At 32.2% G+C, this 18,852-nt stretch carries 18 protein-coding genes and 1 riboswitch; of the genes, 4 read left to right on the forward strand and 14 right to left on the reverse strand.

Annotated features, from left to right (window positions below; all coding sequences use genetic code 11):
- Positions 1 to 198: 198 nt before the first annotated feature.
- The 3 genes from NST35_RS11540 to NST35_RS11550 form a co-directional block, all read right to left on the reverse strand.
- Positions 199 to 1,401, reverse strand: a complete 1,203-nt coding sequence (locus NST35_RS11540) for a GTP-binding protein (protein ID WP_002458590.1) — start codon at positions 1,399 to 1,401, stop codon at positions 199 to 201.
- A 170-nt stretch (positions 1,402 to 1,571) separates the two neighbouring features.
- Entirely contained in the window at positions 1,572 to 1,955 is a 384-nt protein-coding gene (locus NST35_RS11545; protein ID WP_002447716.1) for a VOC family protein, read from the reverse strand.
- A 515-nt stretch (positions 1,956 to 2,470) separates the two neighbouring features.
- A complete protein-coding gene (locus tag NST35_RS11550) occupies positions 2,471 to 3,454 on the reverse strand; it encodes a PTS sugar transporter subunit IIC (protein ID WP_227532539.1) in 984 nt (327 codons plus the stop codon).
- Here NST35_RS11550 and NST35_RS11555 point away from each other — a divergent pair.
- Positions 3,408 to 3,524, forward strand: a complete 117-nt coding sequence (locus NST35_RS11555) for a hypothetical protein (RefSeq protein ID WP_371091744.1) — start codon at positions 3,408 to 3,410, stop codon at positions 3,522 to 3,524. The two genes, NST35_RS11550 and NST35_RS11555, sit on opposite strands and share 47 nt — an antisense overlap.
- Positions 3,525 to 4,452: 928 nt before the next feature.
- On the opposite strand, the gene NST35_RS11560 is transcribed toward NST35_RS11555, so the two are convergent.
- The 11 genes from NST35_RS11560 to xpt form a co-directional block, all read right to left on the reverse strand.
- On the reverse strand, positions 4,453 to 4,623 hold the full coding sequence (locus NST35_RS11560) for a VraH family peptide resistance protein (protein WP_002458592.1): 171 nt from the start codon (positions 4,621 to 4,623) through the stop codon (positions 4,453 to 4,455).
- A 1,429-nt stretch (positions 4,624 to 6,052) separates the two neighbouring features.
- Entirely contained in the window at positions 6,053 to 6,400 is a 348-nt protein-coding gene (locus NST35_RS11565) for an ArsR/SmtB family transcription factor (RefSeq protein ID WP_002458593.1), read from the reverse strand.
- 18 nt (positions 6,401 to 6,418) lie between these two features.
- Positions 6,419 to 7,036 carry a CadD family cadmium resistance transporter gene (locus tag NST35_RS11570; protein ID WP_002447710.1) on the reverse strand — a complete coding sequence of 206 codons (618 nt, stop codon included), beginning with the start codon at positions 7,034 to 7,036 and terminating at the stop codon, positions 6,419 to 6,421.
- A gap of 140 nt (positions 7,037 to 7,176) precedes the next feature.
- Complete coding sequence (locus NST35_RS11575; protein WP_002458594.1) at positions 7,177 to 7,365, reverse strand: hypothetical protein; 189 nt, start codon at positions 7,363 to 7,365, stop codon at positions 7,177 to 7,179.
- A gap of 132 nt (positions 7,366 to 7,497) precedes the next feature.
- Positions 7,498 to 7,656, reverse strand: coding sequence for a hypothetical protein (locus tag NST35_RS11580; RefSeq protein WP_032604562.1), 159 nt, complete (start codon positions 7,654 to 7,656; stop codon positions 7,498 to 7,500).
- Between the two features lie 1,253 nt (positions 7,657 to 8,909).
- A complete protein-coding gene (locus NST35_RS11585) occupies positions 8,910 to 9,524 on the reverse strand; it encodes a hypothetical protein (protein WP_002458596.1) in 615 nt (204 codons plus the stop codon).
- A gap of 193 nt (positions 9,525 to 9,717) precedes the next feature.
- A complete protein-coding gene (locus NST35_RS11590) occupies positions 9,718 to 9,906 on the reverse strand; it encodes a hypothetical protein (RefSeq protein WP_002458597.1) in 189 nt (62 codons plus the stop codon).
- 859 nt (positions 9,907 to 10,765) lie between these two features.
- Positions 10,766 to 12,307 carry a glutamine-hydrolyzing GMP synthase gene (guaA, locus tag NST35_RS11600; RefSeq protein ID WP_002458598.1) on the reverse strand — a complete coding sequence of 514 codons (1,542 nt, stop codon included), beginning with the start codon at positions 12,305 to 12,307 and terminating at the stop codon, positions 10,766 to 10,768.
- Positions 12,308 to 12,474: 167 nt separating this feature from the next.
- Complete coding sequence (guaB, locus tag NST35_RS11605; RefSeq protein WP_002458599.1) at positions 12,475 to 13,941, reverse strand: IMP dehydrogenase; 1,467 nt, start codon at positions 13,939 to 13,941, stop codon at positions 12,475 to 12,477.
- Positions 13,942 to 13,978: 37 nt separating this feature from the next.
- On the reverse strand, positions 13,979 to 15,247 hold the full coding sequence (gene pbuX, locus NST35_RS11610; RefSeq protein ID WP_340747310.1) for a xanthine permease PbuX: 1,269 nt from the start codon (positions 15,245 to 15,247) through the stop codon (positions 13,979 to 13,981).
- Entirely contained in the window at positions 15,247 to 15,825 is a 579-nt protein-coding gene (xpt, locus tag NST35_RS11615) for a xanthine phosphoribosyltransferase (protein WP_002447704.1), read from the reverse strand. The genes pbuX and xpt overlap by 1 nt, the downstream gene beginning before the upstream one ends.
- A 282-nt stretch (positions 15,826 to 16,107) precedes the next feature.
- Positions 16,108 to 16,210: riboswitch (purine riboswitch) on the reverse strand.
- Positions 16,211 to 16,421: 211 nt separating this feature from the next.
- Between xpt and NST35_RS11620 the strand changes: the two genes are divergently transcribed.
- The 3 genes from NST35_RS11620 (at position 16,422) to NST35_RS11630 (ending at position 18,650) form a co-directional block, all read left to right on the forward strand.
- The gene (locus NST35_RS11620) at positions 16,422 to 16,829 is read left to right on the forward strand and encodes a general stress protein (RefSeq protein ID WP_002458600.1); all 408 of its coding nucleotides are present in this window, start codon (positions 16,422 to 16,424) and stop codon (positions 16,827 to 16,829) included.
- A 127-nt stretch (positions 16,830 to 16,956) separates the two neighbouring features.
- The gene (locus tag NST35_RS11625) at positions 16,957 to 17,622 is read left to right on the forward strand and encodes a hypothetical protein (RefSeq protein ID WP_002458601.1); all 666 of its coding nucleotides are present in this window, start codon (positions 16,957 to 16,959) and stop codon (positions 17,620 to 17,622) included.
- 125 nt (positions 17,623 to 17,747) lie between these two features.
- Entirely contained in the window at positions 17,748 to 18,650 is a 903-nt protein-coding gene (locus NST35_RS11630) for a hypothetical protein (protein WP_002458602.1), read from the forward strand.
- The last annotated feature ends 202 nt before the right edge of the window (positions 18,651 to 18,852 follow it).

Raw genomic sequence — 18,852 nt, forward strand, 5'->3', positions numbered from 1 at the left:
TCACATCTTCGCCCGTAGAAATTTTTTGCAACTAATAACTGATTTTAAAAATGCGTCGATATTAATATTTTAGGTTTCATTATTTAAGTGGGCAAGCGTCTCTAAATTCAGAGGCACTTGTCCACTTTATTTTTCACGTGAAACAGCACAGTATATTCATTCGTATTACATTTTCCTTTAAAATGATGAATCAATCAGCTACATTCTTTGATCATAAGTCCACTGATACGGACTATCTAGCAATCGCCAATCTTCATCAATCTCATCACTACGAATTAAACATGCATCTAATTCCCGGGAAATTTTTTCTTGATCTAAATCCGTACCAATAATTACAAATTGCGTTTGACGATCTCCATATTCGATATCCCAATCTTCTGCTACATCTTGACGTGCTTCCAAAATAGCTTCCTGCTGACGCTCACTCATTGTTGCCACCCAGTATGTAACGGGGTGAATATTACAAGATGAACCAGCCTGTGATAATAAACACGCTACATCATTATACTGCGCTAGCCATACAATCCCTTTTGTTCTTACAATATTTTCTGGCATTTGTTCTAGCCATTGATGAAATCTTTTTGCATGAAATGGTAATCGTCTAGTATAAGCAAATGATGTAATCCCATACTCTTCTGTTTCCGGCGTATGTGTCGCATGTCCTCCAGCTGTTAATTCTTTGATCCACCCAGCTGACTCACTTGCCTTCTCAAAATCAAATAATTGCGTATTAAGTACATCTGATAATTCCACTTTAGCATTTACTGTTTTAATCATTTTAGCTTCGGGTTGCAATGCACGTAATACATTTTCTAATTTTTCTAAAGCTTCGTCGCTAATCAAATCGATTTTATTGATAATCATCACATCACAAAATTCTACTTGATCAATGAGTAAGTCAGCAATAGTACGCTCATCTTCATCATCAACACTTTCATCACGGTCTGCCAATAAATCTTCACTACGAATATCATTAACAAAGCGATTCGCATCTACAACCGTCACCATTGTATCTAATCGACATATAGAGGTTAAATCAATACCTAATTCTTCATCTATGTATGAGAACGTTTGAGCTACCGGCACAGGCTCAGATATCCCTGTTGATTCAATGACAATTTGGTCGATACCCCCTTTGTGAACTAAGCGCTCGACTTCTCGTAACAAATCGTCTCTTAAAGTACAACATATACATCCATTAGAAAGTTCTACTAATTTCTCATCTGTTCTAGATAAGCCGCCACCTTGTGCTACTAAATCCTTATCAATATTAACTTCACTCATATCATTGACTATAACAGCAATGCGACGCCCTTCTCTATTTTTTAATATATGATTAAGCAATGTCGTTTTGCCCGACCCTAAATATCCACTTAATACAGTTACAGGTATTTTCGCCATTTCAAGAACCCTCTCTTTTGTAAATAGTAATTATTACGTTTTACATTCTATAGAAAGTTCCTTCTTTTATCAATACTCAATTTTTTAAAAATCGAATAAACGTTATTAAATAAAAAAAGCTAGTTGGAATCATTATAAATTTCCAACTAACTAAGATTAAAATATTACAATTATATATGTTCATCTAAAAAGTAATTAAATACCCAAATGATACCATTGAGATGGTCTTTTACCTCTGCATGATAGGCATTAAAAAAAGTTTTATTGAGTTTCACTTTAGCATGACCACCATCATCAATTAATCTTTTATAGACACGCTCCAACTCTTCTAATGAATCACATTCAATAATAAGATGAGGATTTTTAGAAACGGGATGCTTATGAAACGTATCGGAGAAATGAACGAACGTTTCATCGCCAATAATAAGTTGGGCATGATAAGTTCGACCATCTTTACCCATAAGTATTTCTGTTTGAGCATTAAATACATCTTTGTAATAACATAAAGATTTATCTACGTCCTTAACGTAAATAAAGGGGCTTACATTCTTCATAATTTCCTCCTTTTTTTTATTTATTAATACATTTAGACACACTTTCATTAATTTAAACTAATCATTTTCGGGATTATTGCAAATTAATACAATAAAACCACTCCTCAATGGAGTGGCTACTTTTCTATTTTTTAGATTCACCGTTGACTAGCACACTATTTAAAAAGTTGAGAAATTGTATTACGAATTGAATTGAATCGTTCATAATCTACATCTCCTCTCAATACTTTTTTAACACTTTTATTATAAAACGTTTATGCTTCAACATACTAAATTTGCCTAACTGTATATTTTTCATACTCAAGTGTCAAATAAATGGTGTGATATTATTTTGTTCAACTACATTTCTTCTAATATTTAAGAGTTGCACGCATACATATTAACAAAAATATTTTCTCCAACTTTGAATAGAAAATATTCTGTTCATTTTATGTATTCACATAATCGTGAAATCATCTATGAATTTGATCAATTTTCAAATCGCCTAGTCTTAGCGCTCATCATTGTATACTCAGTTATGTCGTTGTGTCCCGTTCTAACATTTGCTTTTTAGTAATAATGGGGTACTTTTTGAAAACAATAGACCCTACAATACCAGCAATAGTTCCTATAATCGCCATAACCACACCATAGATAATCACTTTCGTTAAACTATTAAAACCAAACATCACTAAAAAACCTGCAATAGGTGTAGCAGTGCCAGTTGCATTATTAATCATACCTGACCATGCAATTATAATACCGGCAATTGCCCCACCAAAGAAATTAGTGACATAAATAGGAATAGGATTAGCGGAAACAATATCAGCTTGAGAAAGCGGTTCGATTCCAACTGAAATGGTTGATTTACGGTCTCCCAATTTCAAACGATGGAACAATGCACTATTCATAAACGCGGAACTAAATGCGGCCATGGCACCTATGGCCATAGGCACACCCGTTAAACCAAGCAATGCAGTGAGAGCCATTGAACTTAATGGAGCAGTACCTACTACTGTAATAATACCTCCCAATACAATTCCCATAATCAACGGGTTAGTGTCAGTACTACTTTGTATAATATCCCCAATTTTAATTAACGTGTTATTAACTACTGGCGTCAATCCAGTAGCAATTAATCGAGCAATGGGCGCAAGTATAACAATTGAACCAATTAAATCAATACCGTCTGGCACATATTTTTCTGTATATTTCATCATATAACCTACAATATACCCAGCGAAAAATCCTGGTAATAAATCCATACCTCCACAAGCTGCCCCAATAACAAGTGCATAAACTGGGGATACGCCAATCGCTAATGCGGTTAATCCAGCTGCAGCCACACCTCCTAAACCTCCAGCAGCATCTCCTAATTCTTCTAAGAATTTAATACCAAATACTTGTCCACCCACATATTTATTGAAAGCTTCAACTAAGAACGAAGCAATTGCCGCATTCGCTAAAGCACCCATCGCTTTCATCCCACTAGGTGCCTTGTATGTAAATAGAGTAAAAATAACTAAAACTAAAATTAAAAATAAAGTACCTATAAGTAAATCCATATCAAACATTCCCCCATTTATTTAAAATTTTCAGATTTTTTAGAAAACAACTATAAAATACATAGTACCAAAAAAATATACCTTTGAGGAGAATTTTTTGAAAAATAGAAAATATTTATTAAATTAAATAAAGTTAAATAGTAAAAATTGTAGCAAGCGAGTCATTTAGTTCGATGATTAATCAATCTCTATTATATACATTTGATTTTTTTAATGCGCTTGAACAAAACATTATCAAATCGATTTCTTAATAAAGTTGATTCTCTTATTAAAATGTTCAAAACGAAACTAAAATATGCAATTATAAACCCATATCACATAAAAAAGCTAGAAATACTTTTGTTTTAGTGTTTCTAGCTTTTAAAATGATTATTTTGTTATTCCCACTCGATGATATGTAATTTTTACATGTATTTTCTACTATTTATATACGTTGTCATATTAGAGTTTTATAGATACTTCTTTTTTATAGATTGCTATTAATTTTTAAATAACGTATTCAAAACAAAAACGATTTATTTAACTTGCCCGTATGCTAACTATTTAATGCTTTTGCCTATGTTTCATACATATACTATTTTTTATCCTTATTTAAAGTAAGATAAATATATAGCTACACTAACCATGAACAATGCAATTACTCCATGTAATATTAAATTAATCATTATCATTTTTCTATTCAAGTTTTTATTACGGTTCATTCTTCTATAATTCATATTGTATAAAAGTGTATTAATAACAGAATATATGATTATAAACAATATACCTAATAGAATAGCATCGTATATATTCAATATAGTTTACCTCTTTTGTTTAATAAACTATCTCAACTGTAAAATTGTTAGTCGATTCTCTCAATGCTTTAGAATGCGTCTCTCAGCGTCTTAAATTACAAAAATGCCACTTATAGTGGTGTAGAATTTAATATAGAAGTTATTTATTTAATAAGAACACTACTTAAACAGCTCTTCATTAAAGTACAAATAAACTAATACGCCTATAGGAACACCTAATAAAGGAGTTGTAAATATGCTTGCTAAGAATATGTAAAATACTAAATAACATACATCGTCAGCTTTCCATTTCTTGTTTACTAAATATCTCCATATTTCTTTAATGCTCACACGAAAACCACCTTTTTAATATGTAATAAAATTCTGTTCACTCTTACATATATCATAATGTTGCTATAAATTAAATAAGCATTTTATTGATTTTAACAATCGAATTTATATTCATTTTCTTATTCCCGATGCCACATAGCACTTATTTAAAATAAAAACGCCACTCGTAAGTGACGTTTGAAAAGATATATTTAACTTGGCAGTGTGTGAATTTTTAATCCCTTATATACTTAGCTAAAGGCAGAGGCTATGCACTCAAAACAATCACTAATACTGTTTTGTAAAATTGGCGTGCATATTTGTCTTAAAGTTTCACTATCGCTCATCTTTACCACTCCTAACAAGAATATAATTAAAATTATAGATGCTAAAAGGTCAGAATGAGTACTAGCAACTACCTCGAGCCAATGCCATTGGCTAAATATATAAAGGTTATTACTAGTTAACTATACCACTTAATTCTTTTTTTAAACATTAAAGAGCTCATTTAAAAAACTCCAATTTAGTAATCTGTCTATTTATTTAAGGGATCAACAAAACACAAAACCTTTAACCATATCGCTAAATCAACAAGCTGATAAATGCTGCAATCCTAAATTAGGACTACACCCGTGTAATAACACATATCTAAATTGGTAATGTATCTATGTATCGAAGCGGTTTGCTGTATTCACTTACTAACGTCGCAAGCTGCTACACATGGGGTAGCGTTTCACGACACCATGAATAAGGAAGCATTTCGTTTATTCCCCACTTAGACCACATTACAAAGGGCGTCGTGTTTCCCTACTCTCTTTATCGAATACTTATGTAGCTAACGTCACAAATTGTTACGTAAGCTCATGCACTAAAATACTTCAAAATTGTATTTCTCACAACGTAAATATATAAGTTAGACAAGCCACATTCAGCTTTTCAGAATTTAGAGAACGGATATAGTCGTTTTCTAATGCACTGACTTAGTGCGTCAGCATTTGTATTATTAATTAACGAGCTCACATTTGAGCCAGTTAAATATATATATATAGCTTTACTGAGCTCAATTTTGAGCTGAGTATAAACCAATATACCCAAATTTGAGGATATTAAAAGGCACCCCTAATTTGGGGCACCCTTTATTCTTTTATCAAACCACTTCCCTATTTTAAGGTACTGGTTACAAGCGTACTTTTAAGTCTGTTTGTAACTTTATGAAATGTCAAGTTTTGACAAGTTAAAAAGACTACATCTAGCGGATACAGTCATTTAAAGGATACTCAATTTTGAGTAGTACATTTCAGTAGATACGTTCATTATCTTTAAGAAAACTATAATTGTAAATGTTAAACATCTACTTTTGTGTTTATAAATCACACTTACATTTATTTTTTTATTTTAGTATTATTTCTGTATAATATCAAAGCAAGAGGAAACTCGTTTTCAACTCGCTTCAAAAACCCTCCTGATTTTTAGAGAAAAATTCTCTTATTTCATCGTCTTTAATAAAATAATATGCCATTTTTCCCTCTTTATAAAAACCAAGTACCTCATTTTTATATAAAAGTCTTAAATGATGTGAAGTTGAAGCAACACTCATTTTCAATATCAAAGAAATATCACAAACACACAACTCATCTTCTTTAATCAAAGATAATATAATTTTCAATTTCTTCTCATCACAAATTTTTTCTAAAATGTTAAGTAATTTCTTAGATTTATCATCTTCTAAAAAACTTAAAGCATTGTTAACTTTATCCTCATGTACACAGATCACATCACAAGCATTTTCATAACTCATATGAAATCACACCCTAAATTAAAATATAAATCCTAAAATTGTTTGAATAGTGTCATTTTCTATAATAATAAATAAACCTAAAGCTATATAAATAACAGCCATAATCCAACGGCTAAATTTCTCAACAATTTCTCCAACTCCTGGAATATTAGCTAATTTTTGTGCAGTAAATACCAAGAAGAAAATTAAAATTAAAAAGACAAACAAAGTAATGAATAAATTAGTAACACTTAATGTCACAAAATACGGAACAAATAAACCAATATTATCAGCACCACAACTTGCTATCGTAACAATTGCAACCGTACCAACTAATTTAGACAACCCTTTTTCATTCAATTCTTTTTTAGCTCTCTTTTCTCCTTCACAATCATCATAAATAGCCACTTTAATTCCTAAATAAATCGGTATTAACCCTAATAATCCTAATATCCATTTTTCAGGAACATAATTTAAGACAAAGGCAAAGAATAAACTTACGACAATCAATGTCACAGATCCTACATATTGACCAATATAAATATCTCGATATTCCTTTTTAGTCTTTGCTTTAGCAAAAAATATTAACAAAATCACTAATAAATCTACTGCTGTCGCAATATACAGAATAGCAGCAGTTACAATAGTCTGAATCATAATTACACCTCATTCAAAAATATTTTTGAATATATTGTAACTTATGTTTTCAAATAATCATAGATGCTTTATTCCAATTGCTTTATTGATATCGATATTTAGAATTCTTAACAATTTCAAAATCAACATAAATGAGCGATTTATTTTTGTGAATACTTCTTAAAAATTCCAATAATCCAATTAATTAAAAATACAGTTAAAACACCAAAAGCAAGCCCATCTAAAATTTTAAAAGTTATTGTATCAGGTGACGGAAGTAAATAATTCATGGTACAACGAACCATAATTACCAATACTAAAGCTTTTAAAAAGTAATTAACTTTGTCCAATTACCATTCTCCTATTATTTTTTAATCTTATCCCTTTTAGATTATCATTTATTAATCAATTTAAATACTAATAAAATAATATCACAATTAAAATCAAAAATGCCCATCTGAATATTTTCAGATAGGCTCTATTTAATCCTCTAACGGTATATCATCAACAATCATTGTTCTATTAGGATAGTTTTCATTTATTTTATCTGTTGCTCTCTGTGTATCTTCTTCATCGCCCTCAAATAAACAAGCTGATAAATGCTGCAATCCTAATTTAGGACTGCACTCATGTATTAACATATGCTTAAATCGTGAATGTGCTTATATATCGAAGCGGTTGCTAGGTTATAATTCATCTATGAAGTAACTTTTCACGACCTCATGAATAAGGAAGCGTTTCGTTTATTCCCCACTTAGATCAACTAACAAAGGGCGTCGTGTTTCCCTACACTCTTTATCAAATTACTCATGTAGCTACCGTCACAAATTGTTACATCAGCTCATGAACTAAAATACTTCAAAATTTTATTTCTCACTACATAAATATATAAGTTAGACAAGCCACATTCAGCTTTTCAGAAATTAGAAAACAGATATTGTCGTTTTCTGAATAACCGTTCTGATATATCTACTAGTGCCGACATTTCGTCTGTATTCAGCTTAATTTTAGAGAACGAATATTTTCGTTTTCTAATGCACTAACTTAATGCGTCAGCCTTTGTATTAATTATTACACTCACATTTGAGCATATTGAATGTGTATAGCTATTCAATTCTATCACTGAGCTCACATTTGAGCCGAGTAAATATATAGAGCTATTCAGTTCTATTATTGAATCCACATTTGGGCTGTGTATAAATCAATATCCCCAAATTTGAGGATATTAAGCTAAGTAGATAATACGTCCACTTACGGACACATTTAACGAAACCACATTGGGTTCGGTTATACACAAAAAGGTACCCCTAATTTGAGGCACCCTTTATTCTAATATCAAACCACTTACCTATTTTAAGGTACTGGTTACAAGCGTACTTTTAAATCTGTTTGTAACTTTATGAAATGTCAAGTTTTGACAAGTTAAAAAAACTGCACCCAACGGATACAGTCAATTTAAAGGATACTCGATTTTGAGTAGTAAATTTCAGTAGCTGCGTTTATTATCTTATAAATGGCTCTAAATGTAAATAGAAAACGCTTACTTTTGTGTTTGTAAAAAGTTTATACGTCATATTTACATTTCTTTTTCATCTCTGTATGATTTCTATATAGTATCAAGACTAGAAGAAACTCGTTTTCACTCGTTTCAAAATAGTAACATCTATATATAAACTAATTAGAAAACAACAATTTTAATACTCCATATATTATTATAAATAAAATTAAGGAAAACACTGAAACAAGTATTACCCTTAATGAAGTATTAGCATTCGAGTTTTTTATAATAAGAGAACTTAAAAAAACTGAGATAAAAATACTTACTCCAAGAAGAACACTATCCAAATTAAGAAATGTGCTTTTTAAGTATATCAACATAATAAGACCTCTCTTTTTATTGATACTTCCAACTATATACAAGAACTTTAGGTTGAGTATTACGAATTAAACCTTTAACTTCTACTCCTCCTTTAATAGTCTCTCCTGCAAATATCCCTACTAAAGTTGAAGCTAACGCACCAGCAATACTCCAACCTACGCCTGGAATCAAAGCAACTAACGAACCAGCAACAGATCCTCCACCGCCAGCGACCATTAATGTTACTGTTTTATTCATTTTTAACGTGAAATTACCATTTTTTGAAATTTTAAATGAATTTACACCTTTCTTAGCCCTAAATGATTCTGATGGCTGTTCTTTTTCTATTTTTTCAATTTGCTTTCTTTGTTCAACCGTTGCATTTTCTTTCATTTTTGCAATCATCGTTGCATCATCCATAGTATAAATAGTTGAACCATCAACTGTTTTTTTCTTTTGCCAACCACTCTCTACAAAATCTTTATCAATTTCTTTTTGTTGAGAAGCACTTAATCTTTCTCCTTTCGTTACATCTGATAATTGCTGCTGCTCGTTATTTTTCGGATTTGTTTCATCTGCTGATACAAAAGACTGGTTAAAGGTACTCAGCAAAACTGAAATTGCCACTGTCGAAGTTAATAATTTTTTCAAATTCAACATCTCCTTATATATATATATTATGTATATGAATTAAAATAACATTATAAACCGATAAAATCGACCTTTTATATTTATTTATAATTGGAATTAAATTAATATATATAAGATTTATTTATTCCAATTGCTTTATTGACAACGAGTCTCTGAACCCTTAACAATTTTAAAATAGACATAATTGAGCAATTTATTTTTTTGAATACTTTTTAAAAAATCCAATAAACCAAAATATTAAAAACCATAATAAAACACCAAAAGTAAGTCCATCTAAAAATCTAAACAATAATTTTTCAGGTGACGGAAGTAAATAGTTCATTGTACAACGAATCATAAATGCTAATACCAATGCTTTTAAAAAGTAATTAACTTTATCCAATTACCGTTCTCCTTTTATTTTTAATTTAATTCCTTTTAATAAACTTAAGAACATAAGAGATAATGGCGCACAAAATGATAAAAACTAACAAAGTAAGTCCTATATATAAACTACTCTCGTTCCACTTAACTCCTATCTCTACATTTCCATTACTTTCGAATTTTAAATATAAATTAAAAGCTATTAATAATAAAATACTAATACTTGAAATAATGCCTACAATATCAAATAATATCTTAGCATGAGGATATTTAACATTTTTCAACATATTATCACTCCTTTTAAATTATAATTTATTAATTAATTTAAATAATAACAAAATAACCCCGCAATTAAAAACCAAAAAATGACCATCTGAATATTATCAGATAGGCTCTATTTAGTCGCCTAACGGTATATCATCAACAATCATAGTTCTATTAGGATAGTTTTCTTTTATTTTATCTAGCTCTCTCTGTGTATCTTCTTCATCGCCTTCACCCCATTCACCAATATTAACAATTACCGGAGTATCACCTGTAAAATCTTTTCTCTCAGTAAATAGTTTATGATACTACCCAAGCATATCATCACGAACTTTCAAACAATCACTTGGCTTAGTTTGGCCTTCTACTAGCTATACATATTCATTATAAACAAGTTGCACTTTACCATTTTGTGGGTTTTCCTTATATTCACTACGTTTTATAACAATTTCCTTAGTTTCCGTCACCATTAGCTGAATTGGTTAATAAAAATAGTTATTCATTAATACCTAATACATTTTCATCAATAATATTTTTACGCTTTTTCCAACTTCGAAAATACAAAAACAACCCTCTAACCATTGCGGTTAAAGGGTTTAATATTTATATATATTCTATTCCCACTCAATTGTACTTGGTGGCTTAGAGGTAATGTCATAGACAACGCGATTAACGTGGTCCACCTCATTGACAATTCGACTTGAAATCTTTTGTAAGACTTCCCAATCAATTCTAGCAAAGTCACTAGTCATGCCATCGATGGATGTTACCGCACGAATACCTACAGTATGATCATACGTACGGTAGTCTCCCATGACACCGACCGATTGAATACCTGGAAGTACTGTAAAGTATTGCCAGATGTCTCTTTCAAGACCTTCCTCACGAATCACTTCACGTAAAATCGCATCTGATTCACGAACAATTTTAAGCTTATCTTCAGTAATTTCTCCAAGTACACGGATACCTAATCCAGGTCCTGGGAATGGTTGTCTCCAAACTAAGTGTTCAGGTATACCTAATTCTATTCCTAATGCACGCACTTCATCTTTGAATAATGTATTGATCGGTTCAATAAGTTCAAATTCCATGTCTTCAGGTAATCCACCTACATTGTGGTGAGATTTAATTGTTTGAGCTGTCTTAGTACCTGATTCAATCACATCCGTATATAACGTACCTTGAGCTAAGAAATCTACATCTGTTAATTTCGCAGCTTCGTCATCAAAGACATATACAAACTCGTTACCAATGATTTTACGTTTACGTTCTGGATCAGAAACACCTTTTAGTTTACTCATGAAGCGTTCTTGAGCATTAACACGAATAATATTCATATCAAAACCTTCACCGAATTGCTCCATGACCATGTCACCTTCACCTTTACGTAAAAGACCATGGTCCACAAAAATACATGTTAGTTGGTCGCCGATTGCCTTATGTAAAAGTACAGCAACTACGGATGAATCTACTCCACCACTCATTGCACATAATACTTTACGATTACCTACTTGTTGACGAATTTTCTCAATTTCAATTTCAATGAAATTCTCCATCGTCCATTCCCCTGTACAATTACAAACACGGCGAACGAAGTTTCTTAGTAAGTCGTTCCCATATTCAGTGTGACGTACTTCTGGATGGAATTGTACACCGTAAATACGACGTGTTTTATCTTCAATAGCTGCATAATTAGTACTTGGACTATCTGCGATTACTTCAAATCCTTCAGGAATTTCAATTACTTTATCAGAATGACTCATCCATACTGTTTGTTCAGAAGGTAAGCCAAAGAAAAGTTCATCTGATTTAGCGTTAATTGTAGCTTTGCCATATTCACGCTCATTGGCACGCTCAACTTTACCACCTAAAAGCTTAGTCGTTAATTGCATACCATAACAAATACCTAAAACTGGAATACCTAAATTATAAATTTCAGAGTCTATAGTAAATGACCCCTCTTCATACACTGAATTTGGACCACCTGAAAGAATGATACCTTTAGGATTCATTCGTTTAATTTCTTCAATAGAAATTTCGTGATCATGTAATTCACTATAAACGCCCATCTCACGGATACGACGCGTAATTAACTGGTTATATTGGCTACCAAAGTCTAAAACAAGAATCAGCTCTTGCTCTTTCGCCATTTCCATAGTCATGAATCTCCTTTATTGTTTTATTTTATGTAAAAGTAAGAGAAACGCGCCTATCAATGCCCTAAATGATAGCTTTAAGTATTGTTACCGTATCATTAAGCATTTTTGTTTTAAGAATTAAGCGCGTTCCTACAAATGATTAATTCATCATTCAAAGTTTAACACTAGAAAGAATAGTTTGGTGATTCTTTCGTAATTTGAACATTGTGAGGATGACTTTCAGCTAAGCCAGCTGGTCCCATACGTGTAAATTGTGCTTCTTCACGTAATTTTTTTAGGTTTTCTGAACCAGTATAACCCATACCAGCTCTAACGCCACCCATAAGTTGATAGATTGTATCTTGTAATGGTCCTTTATAAGCTGTGCGACCTTCAATACCTTCAGGAACAAATTTTCTTGGCGTCTTATCTTCTTGGAAGTAACGATCATTTGAACCTTTTTCCATAGCACCTAAAGATCCCATACCGCGATAAACTTTATATTGTCTACCTTGGAATACCTCAGTTGCACCAGGACTTTCTTCTGTACCAGCTAACAAACTACCTAACATAACCGCATGACCACCAGCAGCTAATGCTTTGATAATATCACCTGAGAACTTAATACCACCATCAGCAATAATAGCCTTACCATGCTTACGGGCTTCTGTAGCACAATCATAAACTGCTGTAATTTGAGGCACACCTACACCTGCAACAACACGTGTCGTACAAATTGACCCTGGACCAATACCTACTTTAACAACATCGGCACCTGCTTCAAATAAAGTACGTGTTGCCTCTGCAGTCGCTACGTTACCTGCGACAACAGTAATTTCAGGATATGTTTCCTTAATGTGTTTAACTTGATTAATAACGCCTTTAGAATGACCATGAGCCGTATCAATAATTAACGCATCTACGCCAGCTTCAACTAATTTTTGTGCACGAATTTCAGTATCTTTAGACGTACCGATTGCTGCTGCAGCTAACAATCTACCATGTTCATCTTTAGCTGCATATGGGAATTCAAGTACTTTTTCAATATCTTTAATCGTGATTAATCCTTCTAAACGACCATTTTCTACTAATGGAAGTTTCTCAATCTTATGTTTTTGAAGAATAGCTTCGGCTTCATCTAAAGTCGTACCAACTGGAGCTGTTATTAAATCATCTTTCGTCATTACATCTGATATTTTAATTGAAAAATCTTCAATAAAACGTAAATCACGATTTGTTAAAATACCAATCAACTTGCGATCCTCTTGATTATCGACAATAGGTACACCAGAGATACGGTATTTGCCCATTAATGCTTCAGCCTCATACACACTTTCGTCCGGTGTTAAGAAGAACGGGTTAGAAATAACACCATTTTCTGAACGTTTAACCTTTTGTACCTCATCAGCTTGCTCTTCGACGCCCATATTCTTATGGATAACACCTAAACCGCCTTGACGAGCCATAGCAATCGCCATTTTTGATTCAGTTACTGTATCCATACCTGCTGAGATAACAGGAATGTTTAATTTGATCTTATCTGATAATTTGACACTTAAGTCAACATCGCTTGGTAAAACATCTGATGCAGCTGGAATGAGTAACACGTCGTCAAATGTTAAAGATTCTTTAGCAAATTTATTTTCCCACATTAAAAACAGCCTCCAATTTTATTTATACTTAGTTACATTATTTCACATCTTCTTCGGTTTGTTTATACTTTATACCATTAAAAAAGAAATTTAAGATGATTGCAGAAATTGCGCCAAGCACTATACCATTTTGAGTTAACCAAGCAAATTGTTCTCCTAATCCTTTAAATGCTTGAGGTACTGCACTAATACCAGCACCTAACCCTACTGAAATTGCAATAATTAATAAATTATTTTGATTTTGGAAATTAATGTTACCCAAAATACTAACACCGTATGCCATAACCATTCCAAACATTGCTATCATTGCCCCACCTAAAACCGGCAATGGAATAATATTAGCTAAAGCACCTAATTTAGGTATACAACCACAAATTAGTAAAAGAATAACCATTCCATATATCACATTGTTCTTTTTAGCTCCTGATAAAGAAACAAGACCTACATTTTGGGAATATGCAGTGTAAGGAAACGCATTAAATATTGAACCTAAAATGATTGCTAGACCTTCCGCAGTATACCCTTTTCGAAAATCTTTTCTTTCTAATTTTCTACCAGTAATTTCACTCAGTGCATGATAGACACCAGTAGATTCAATTAAACTTACAACTGCAACAATGAAAAATACAAGTATCGAGCTTACATCAAAGCCAAAACCAGAAAATCTGAATGGAACAGGGAATCCAAACCAATGTGCATCGCCCACTTGTTTGATATCAACCATTCCAAATATACCAGCTAAAGCAGTACCTATTGCCAATCCTATAAGTATCGCAATTGATTTCAAGAAGCCCTTTGTAAATCTTTGTAAAATAAGAATAATGAGTAGTGTAATACCACCTAACATTAAATTCTTAGTATCGCCATAATTTTTCGCTCCTTCGCCACCTGCCAAGTAATTCATTGCAACTGGCATTAAATTGATTCCAATAATTGTCACGACACTTCCTGTTACAACAGGTGGGAAGAATTTAACTAAATAAGAGAAAAAAGGCGCAATTAAAACAACTAAGATACCGGATATTAAAAGCGAACCATATAAAACATCAAGTCCTTTGGTTTGACCGATGAGTATCATAGGTGCAACAGCAGTAAACGTACATCCTAGTACAATCGGTAATCCAGTCCCTGTGACTTTATTCGCTTGAAGAAATGTCGCTACCCCGCACATAAATATATCAACCGTAACTAGATAAGCAATTTCTTCAGCTGAAAATTTTAAGCTTGTCCCCACAATAATAGGAACAAGAATCGCCCCTGCATACATCGCTAACAAATGTTGCACACTTAATATGAAATTTTTCATTAGGCTTCACCTAAAAGAGTTACCTTATTGCCTTTTAATGAAGCTACCTTACAAAGTGAAGATACATATAAGCCTGCATCTTCTAAACGTTGGCGCCCATTTTGGAAACTTTTTTCAACCACAATACCCACGCCAACTGTCGTCGCATTTGCTTGTTTTACAATGTCATTAAGACCTAGCGAAGCATCGCCATTAGCTAAAAAGTCATCAATGATAAGTACTTTATCGTCTGGACCTAAAAACTCTTCAGATACAATGACTGTACTCGTTTTATTTTTTGTGAATGAATGAATATCCGTGCTATAAAAGCCATCTTTCAAAGTACTAGGTTTAGCTTTTTTAGCAAATAGACAAGGAACATCAAAATGAAAAGAAGCCATAATAGCAGGCGCAATACCAGAAGCTTCAATAGTTAAAATTTTAGTAATACCAGCGTCTTTGAAAGACTCATAAAATGTTTTACCTACATCATTCATCAACTTTGCATCAATTTGATGATTTAAAAATCCATCTACTTTCAAAATTTTCTCATCGATGACAACGCCATCTTCTTTGACTTTTTGTCCTAACGACTCCACTCAAAAAACCTCCTCAAGTAAATTCAAATTCGATTCCTAGATACAAAAAAACCTCAAACTACCATTAATAGTTTCAGGATCTATGAGTGAACGTGCAATACTTTGCCTTAAAGCAAATTAAGAAGAAGATACGCATACGTAGTCCTAAAAACGCTTATTAAATTTGATAAACCTCAAACAATTGCACTCAATTTATACAGGCTTATGTGTATCCTCACTTGTTTCCAGTTATACCAAATGCGTTTTACTTTTATGTTGCTTTAGCGATTTAAACTGCTCTTAATGTATTGGATTGTTACTCATAGTCGTGTCGTTTATGGCGACACGGTAGAAACTTCTAAAGCCATATTCTCTAGATTATATGAGTCATATAAATTATTTAATGATAATAGCAAATTTTTGTTGTATTTTCAATATAATTAAAGAGATGTTCACGATTCAAAAAGCATCAAAATTCAGTGTAAGCGTTATATTAAAGGATGAATTATCATTGAAATGTTTTAACACAAAATTATATAATTATCTGTGTAATAGTTTTATTAAATTAGACTAGGGTATAACCATGTAAGACAACATTTTTAAAAGGGGCGATAATCATGGCAAAAATTACTGTAGTGAATAACCAAGACGAATTATATAAAGTCATCAATCAAAAAAAATCTGAAGGTTATTTAGAGACAGAATTAGCTGTTATCAGTAAAAGTAAGTTGCACTTAGATGATTTACACAACTCTCAAATCTCATTAATGGCTACAAGTGGCTCATTTAGTGACCGTATGTCTCGTTTACTTACAGGTGAAGATGGAGAAGAAGCAGTATTATCTCGTTATGATTTAACTGACAATGAACTAGAAGGATATAAACAAGATATTTTAAACGATAAAATGCTCGTTGTTGCTAAAAGTGATCGTTCTTCTCATGATGAAGTTGAAGATAATAATGCTGCATATAAAGAAGTGGATATTACTCATTATGCCGCAGAGTCTGAAGGGCCTAAAGCATAATTTTATTTCTACATTATAAAAGCATTGCACCATAATGTTTGTTTAGTCGAGCAGACATTATGGTTTTTTTTATCATTAAATAAAGCTAATTAGCTACGATTGAATAATATTAGGGAGAGGATATAACATGGAATTTAAAGTAATAGAATCAGCTAAAGATCCATTATTTAGCGAGGCACTCAAATTATATGATAATAAATTGGATATTGGTTTAGATGAAGATAGTAAAATTTTTAAACGCTCACTTGAAAACAATAAAACAGAAAATGATTACGCCTTTATCGTTGGAATTGAAAACCAGACTGTAGTTAGCTTAGCAACTGCGCATTACGAAGCAACAACCAATTCTGCATTTTTAATTTACTTAATCGCAAAAGAAAGCCCCAATCATGATGAAAGAATGTCCTTAACTTTAGAGGCAATAGAAAAACAATTAAACCTTTTATCACAAGAAGTTCATAATAGAGATATTAATTTCATCATGTTAGAAGTTCCAAAAGAACCCTCGACTGTTGACATCGATGACAAGCTCAGAAACGCACTAGAACATCGTCGTCAATTCCTCTTTGAAAATCAATTTGAAAAGCAGGACGACATTGACTACATTCATCCAAATCAAAACCAAAAGGAAACGCCACAAAAAGTAGATTTATTTATTAAAGCTAATCTTGAATTAACAAAGGACATTTATGGCACAAGCGTCAAATCTAATTATATTCTTAAATATGTTTTTGCAAACGGCATTTCAAGAGAAATTATTTACCCTCTCCTAAAAGAAATGAATTTAAGATAGTCTGTCTAAAACACCTTGAAATCAATATTGAGAAAAGGTAAACTATCATATGAGGTAAGACTGACGTTTCACTGGCCGAAGACAAACGTCACCATACATAATTAAAATATGAAGGGACTTTTTCAATGTTAACTAAAGAATTTGCTCAACGTGTAGAACTAAGTGAAAAGCAGGTCCGAAAAATTGTACAACATTTAGAGGAACGAGGCTATCACCTTAGTAAAACAGAATATCGTGGTCGTGAAGCCACAGACTTTAAAGAAGATGACATCGAATTATTTACAGATATCGCTAACAAAGTTAAACAAACGAATAGTTATGATTTAGCATTTGAAGAGCTTGAAAAGGAAAAAGACTTTTTACAAGTCATTGTTAAAGACGAGGATAGCCAATTACCAACTGATCAAAATGTAGCACAACTCGTTGAAGATTTACGTTCTGAAATTCAAAAAATGCGAGAAGAACGTCAAATGTTAGGGCAAATGATTAACCAAGTACATCACCAACAACAGGAACTTAAAGAATTACAGACTGATATTACAACAAAATTAGAATCGAATGCCCAGTCTTTAAAATCAATCCAAAATTCTCAAGAGGCTATTCAGTCAGCACAAGAACAACAATCTAAAGACATCGCTAAAGCTAACGAATTAAAAGATAGTGAATTACGCAGTCATTTTGATTCAATGTCAAATAGCGCTTCAATATCTCAGAGCAACATCGCAAGTCAAAGCACTACAGCAAGTTTAAGCCAATCTGAATCAGTAAATGATTCAATGAGTTCATCTCTATCCGAGTCTAACTCGATAACATCTGAAAGTAATACAAATAGCAAATCGGAAATTAAATCAAAAAGTACGTCTACAAGCGAGTTCTTGTCAGAATCAGGAAGTGTATCTAACTCAGAAAAATCTGAGTCAATTTCTCATTCTCAATCAACATCAGCTACTCCTTCTTCTCAATCGACTTACCAACAACAACCTAAAGAAGAGAAGAAAGGTTTCTTTGCACGTCTATTTAACTTATAAATGACTTGTATTCATAGCTGACTCATGCCTATTCATAATATTAAATAAAAAACGCGCGCAATCATGTCTTCTTATAGCATGATTGCACGCGTCTTTTTTATTAATGTAAATCTCTTTATGTCCTCTTTGCTCACTTTTCTAATAAACATAAACTTCCAATTTTTCATTGTTCTAGTAATCACCTTCACACCATTCAACTTTA

Origin of the sequence: Staphylococcus sp. FSL W8-0304 (assembly GCF_038006565.1) — a bacterium.
Taxonomy (GTDB): Bacteria; Bacillota; Bacilli; order Staphylococcales; family Staphylococcaceae; genus Staphylococcus; species Staphylococcus epidermidis.

Bases quoted from the DNA above. Each gene is read 5' to 3' on its own strand.
- NST35_RS11540 (WP_002458590.1), bottom strand. From the start codon at position 1,401: ATGGCGAAAATACCTGTAACTGTATTAAGTGGATATTTAGGGTCGGGC.
- NST35_RS11570 (WP_002447710.1), bottom strand. From the start codon at position 7,036: ATGATTCAGACTATTGTAACTGCTGCTATTCTGTATATTGCGACAGCA.
- NST35_RS11580 (WP_032604562.1), bottom strand. From the start codon at position 7,656: ATGTTAATACATGAGTGCAGTCCTAAATTAGGATTGCAGCATTTATCA.
- NST35_RS11625 (WP_002458601.1), top strand. From the start codon at position 16,957: ATGGAATTTAAAGTAATAGAATCAGCTAAAGATCCATTATTTAGCGAG.
- NST35_RS11545 (WP_002447716.1), bottom strand. From the start codon at position 1,955: ATGAAGAATGTAAGCCCCTTTATTTACGTTAAGGACGTAGATAAATCT.
- NST35_RS11565 (WP_002458593.1), bottom strand. From the start codon at position 6,400: ATGAGTTATGAAAATGCTTGTGATGTGATCTGTGTACATGAGGATAAA.
- NST35_RS11630 (WP_002458602.1), top strand. From the start codon at position 17,748: ATGTTAACTAAAGAATTTGCTCAACGTGTAGAACTAAGTGAAAAGCAG.
- guaB (WP_002458599.1), bottom strand. From the start codon at position 13,941: ATGTGGGAAAATAAATTTGCTAAAGAATCTTTAACATTTGACGACGTG.
- pbuX (WP_340747310.1), bottom strand. From the start codon at position 15,247: ATGAAAAATTTCATATTAAGTGTGCAACATTTGTTAGCGATGTATGCA.
- guaA (WP_002458598.1), bottom strand. From the start codon at position 12,307: ATGGAAATGGCGAAAGAGCAAGAGCTGATTCTTGTTTTAGACTTTGGT.
- NST35_RS11620 (WP_002458600.1), top strand. From the start codon at position 16,422: ATGGCAAAAATTACTGTAGTGAATAACCAAGACGAATTATATAAAGTC.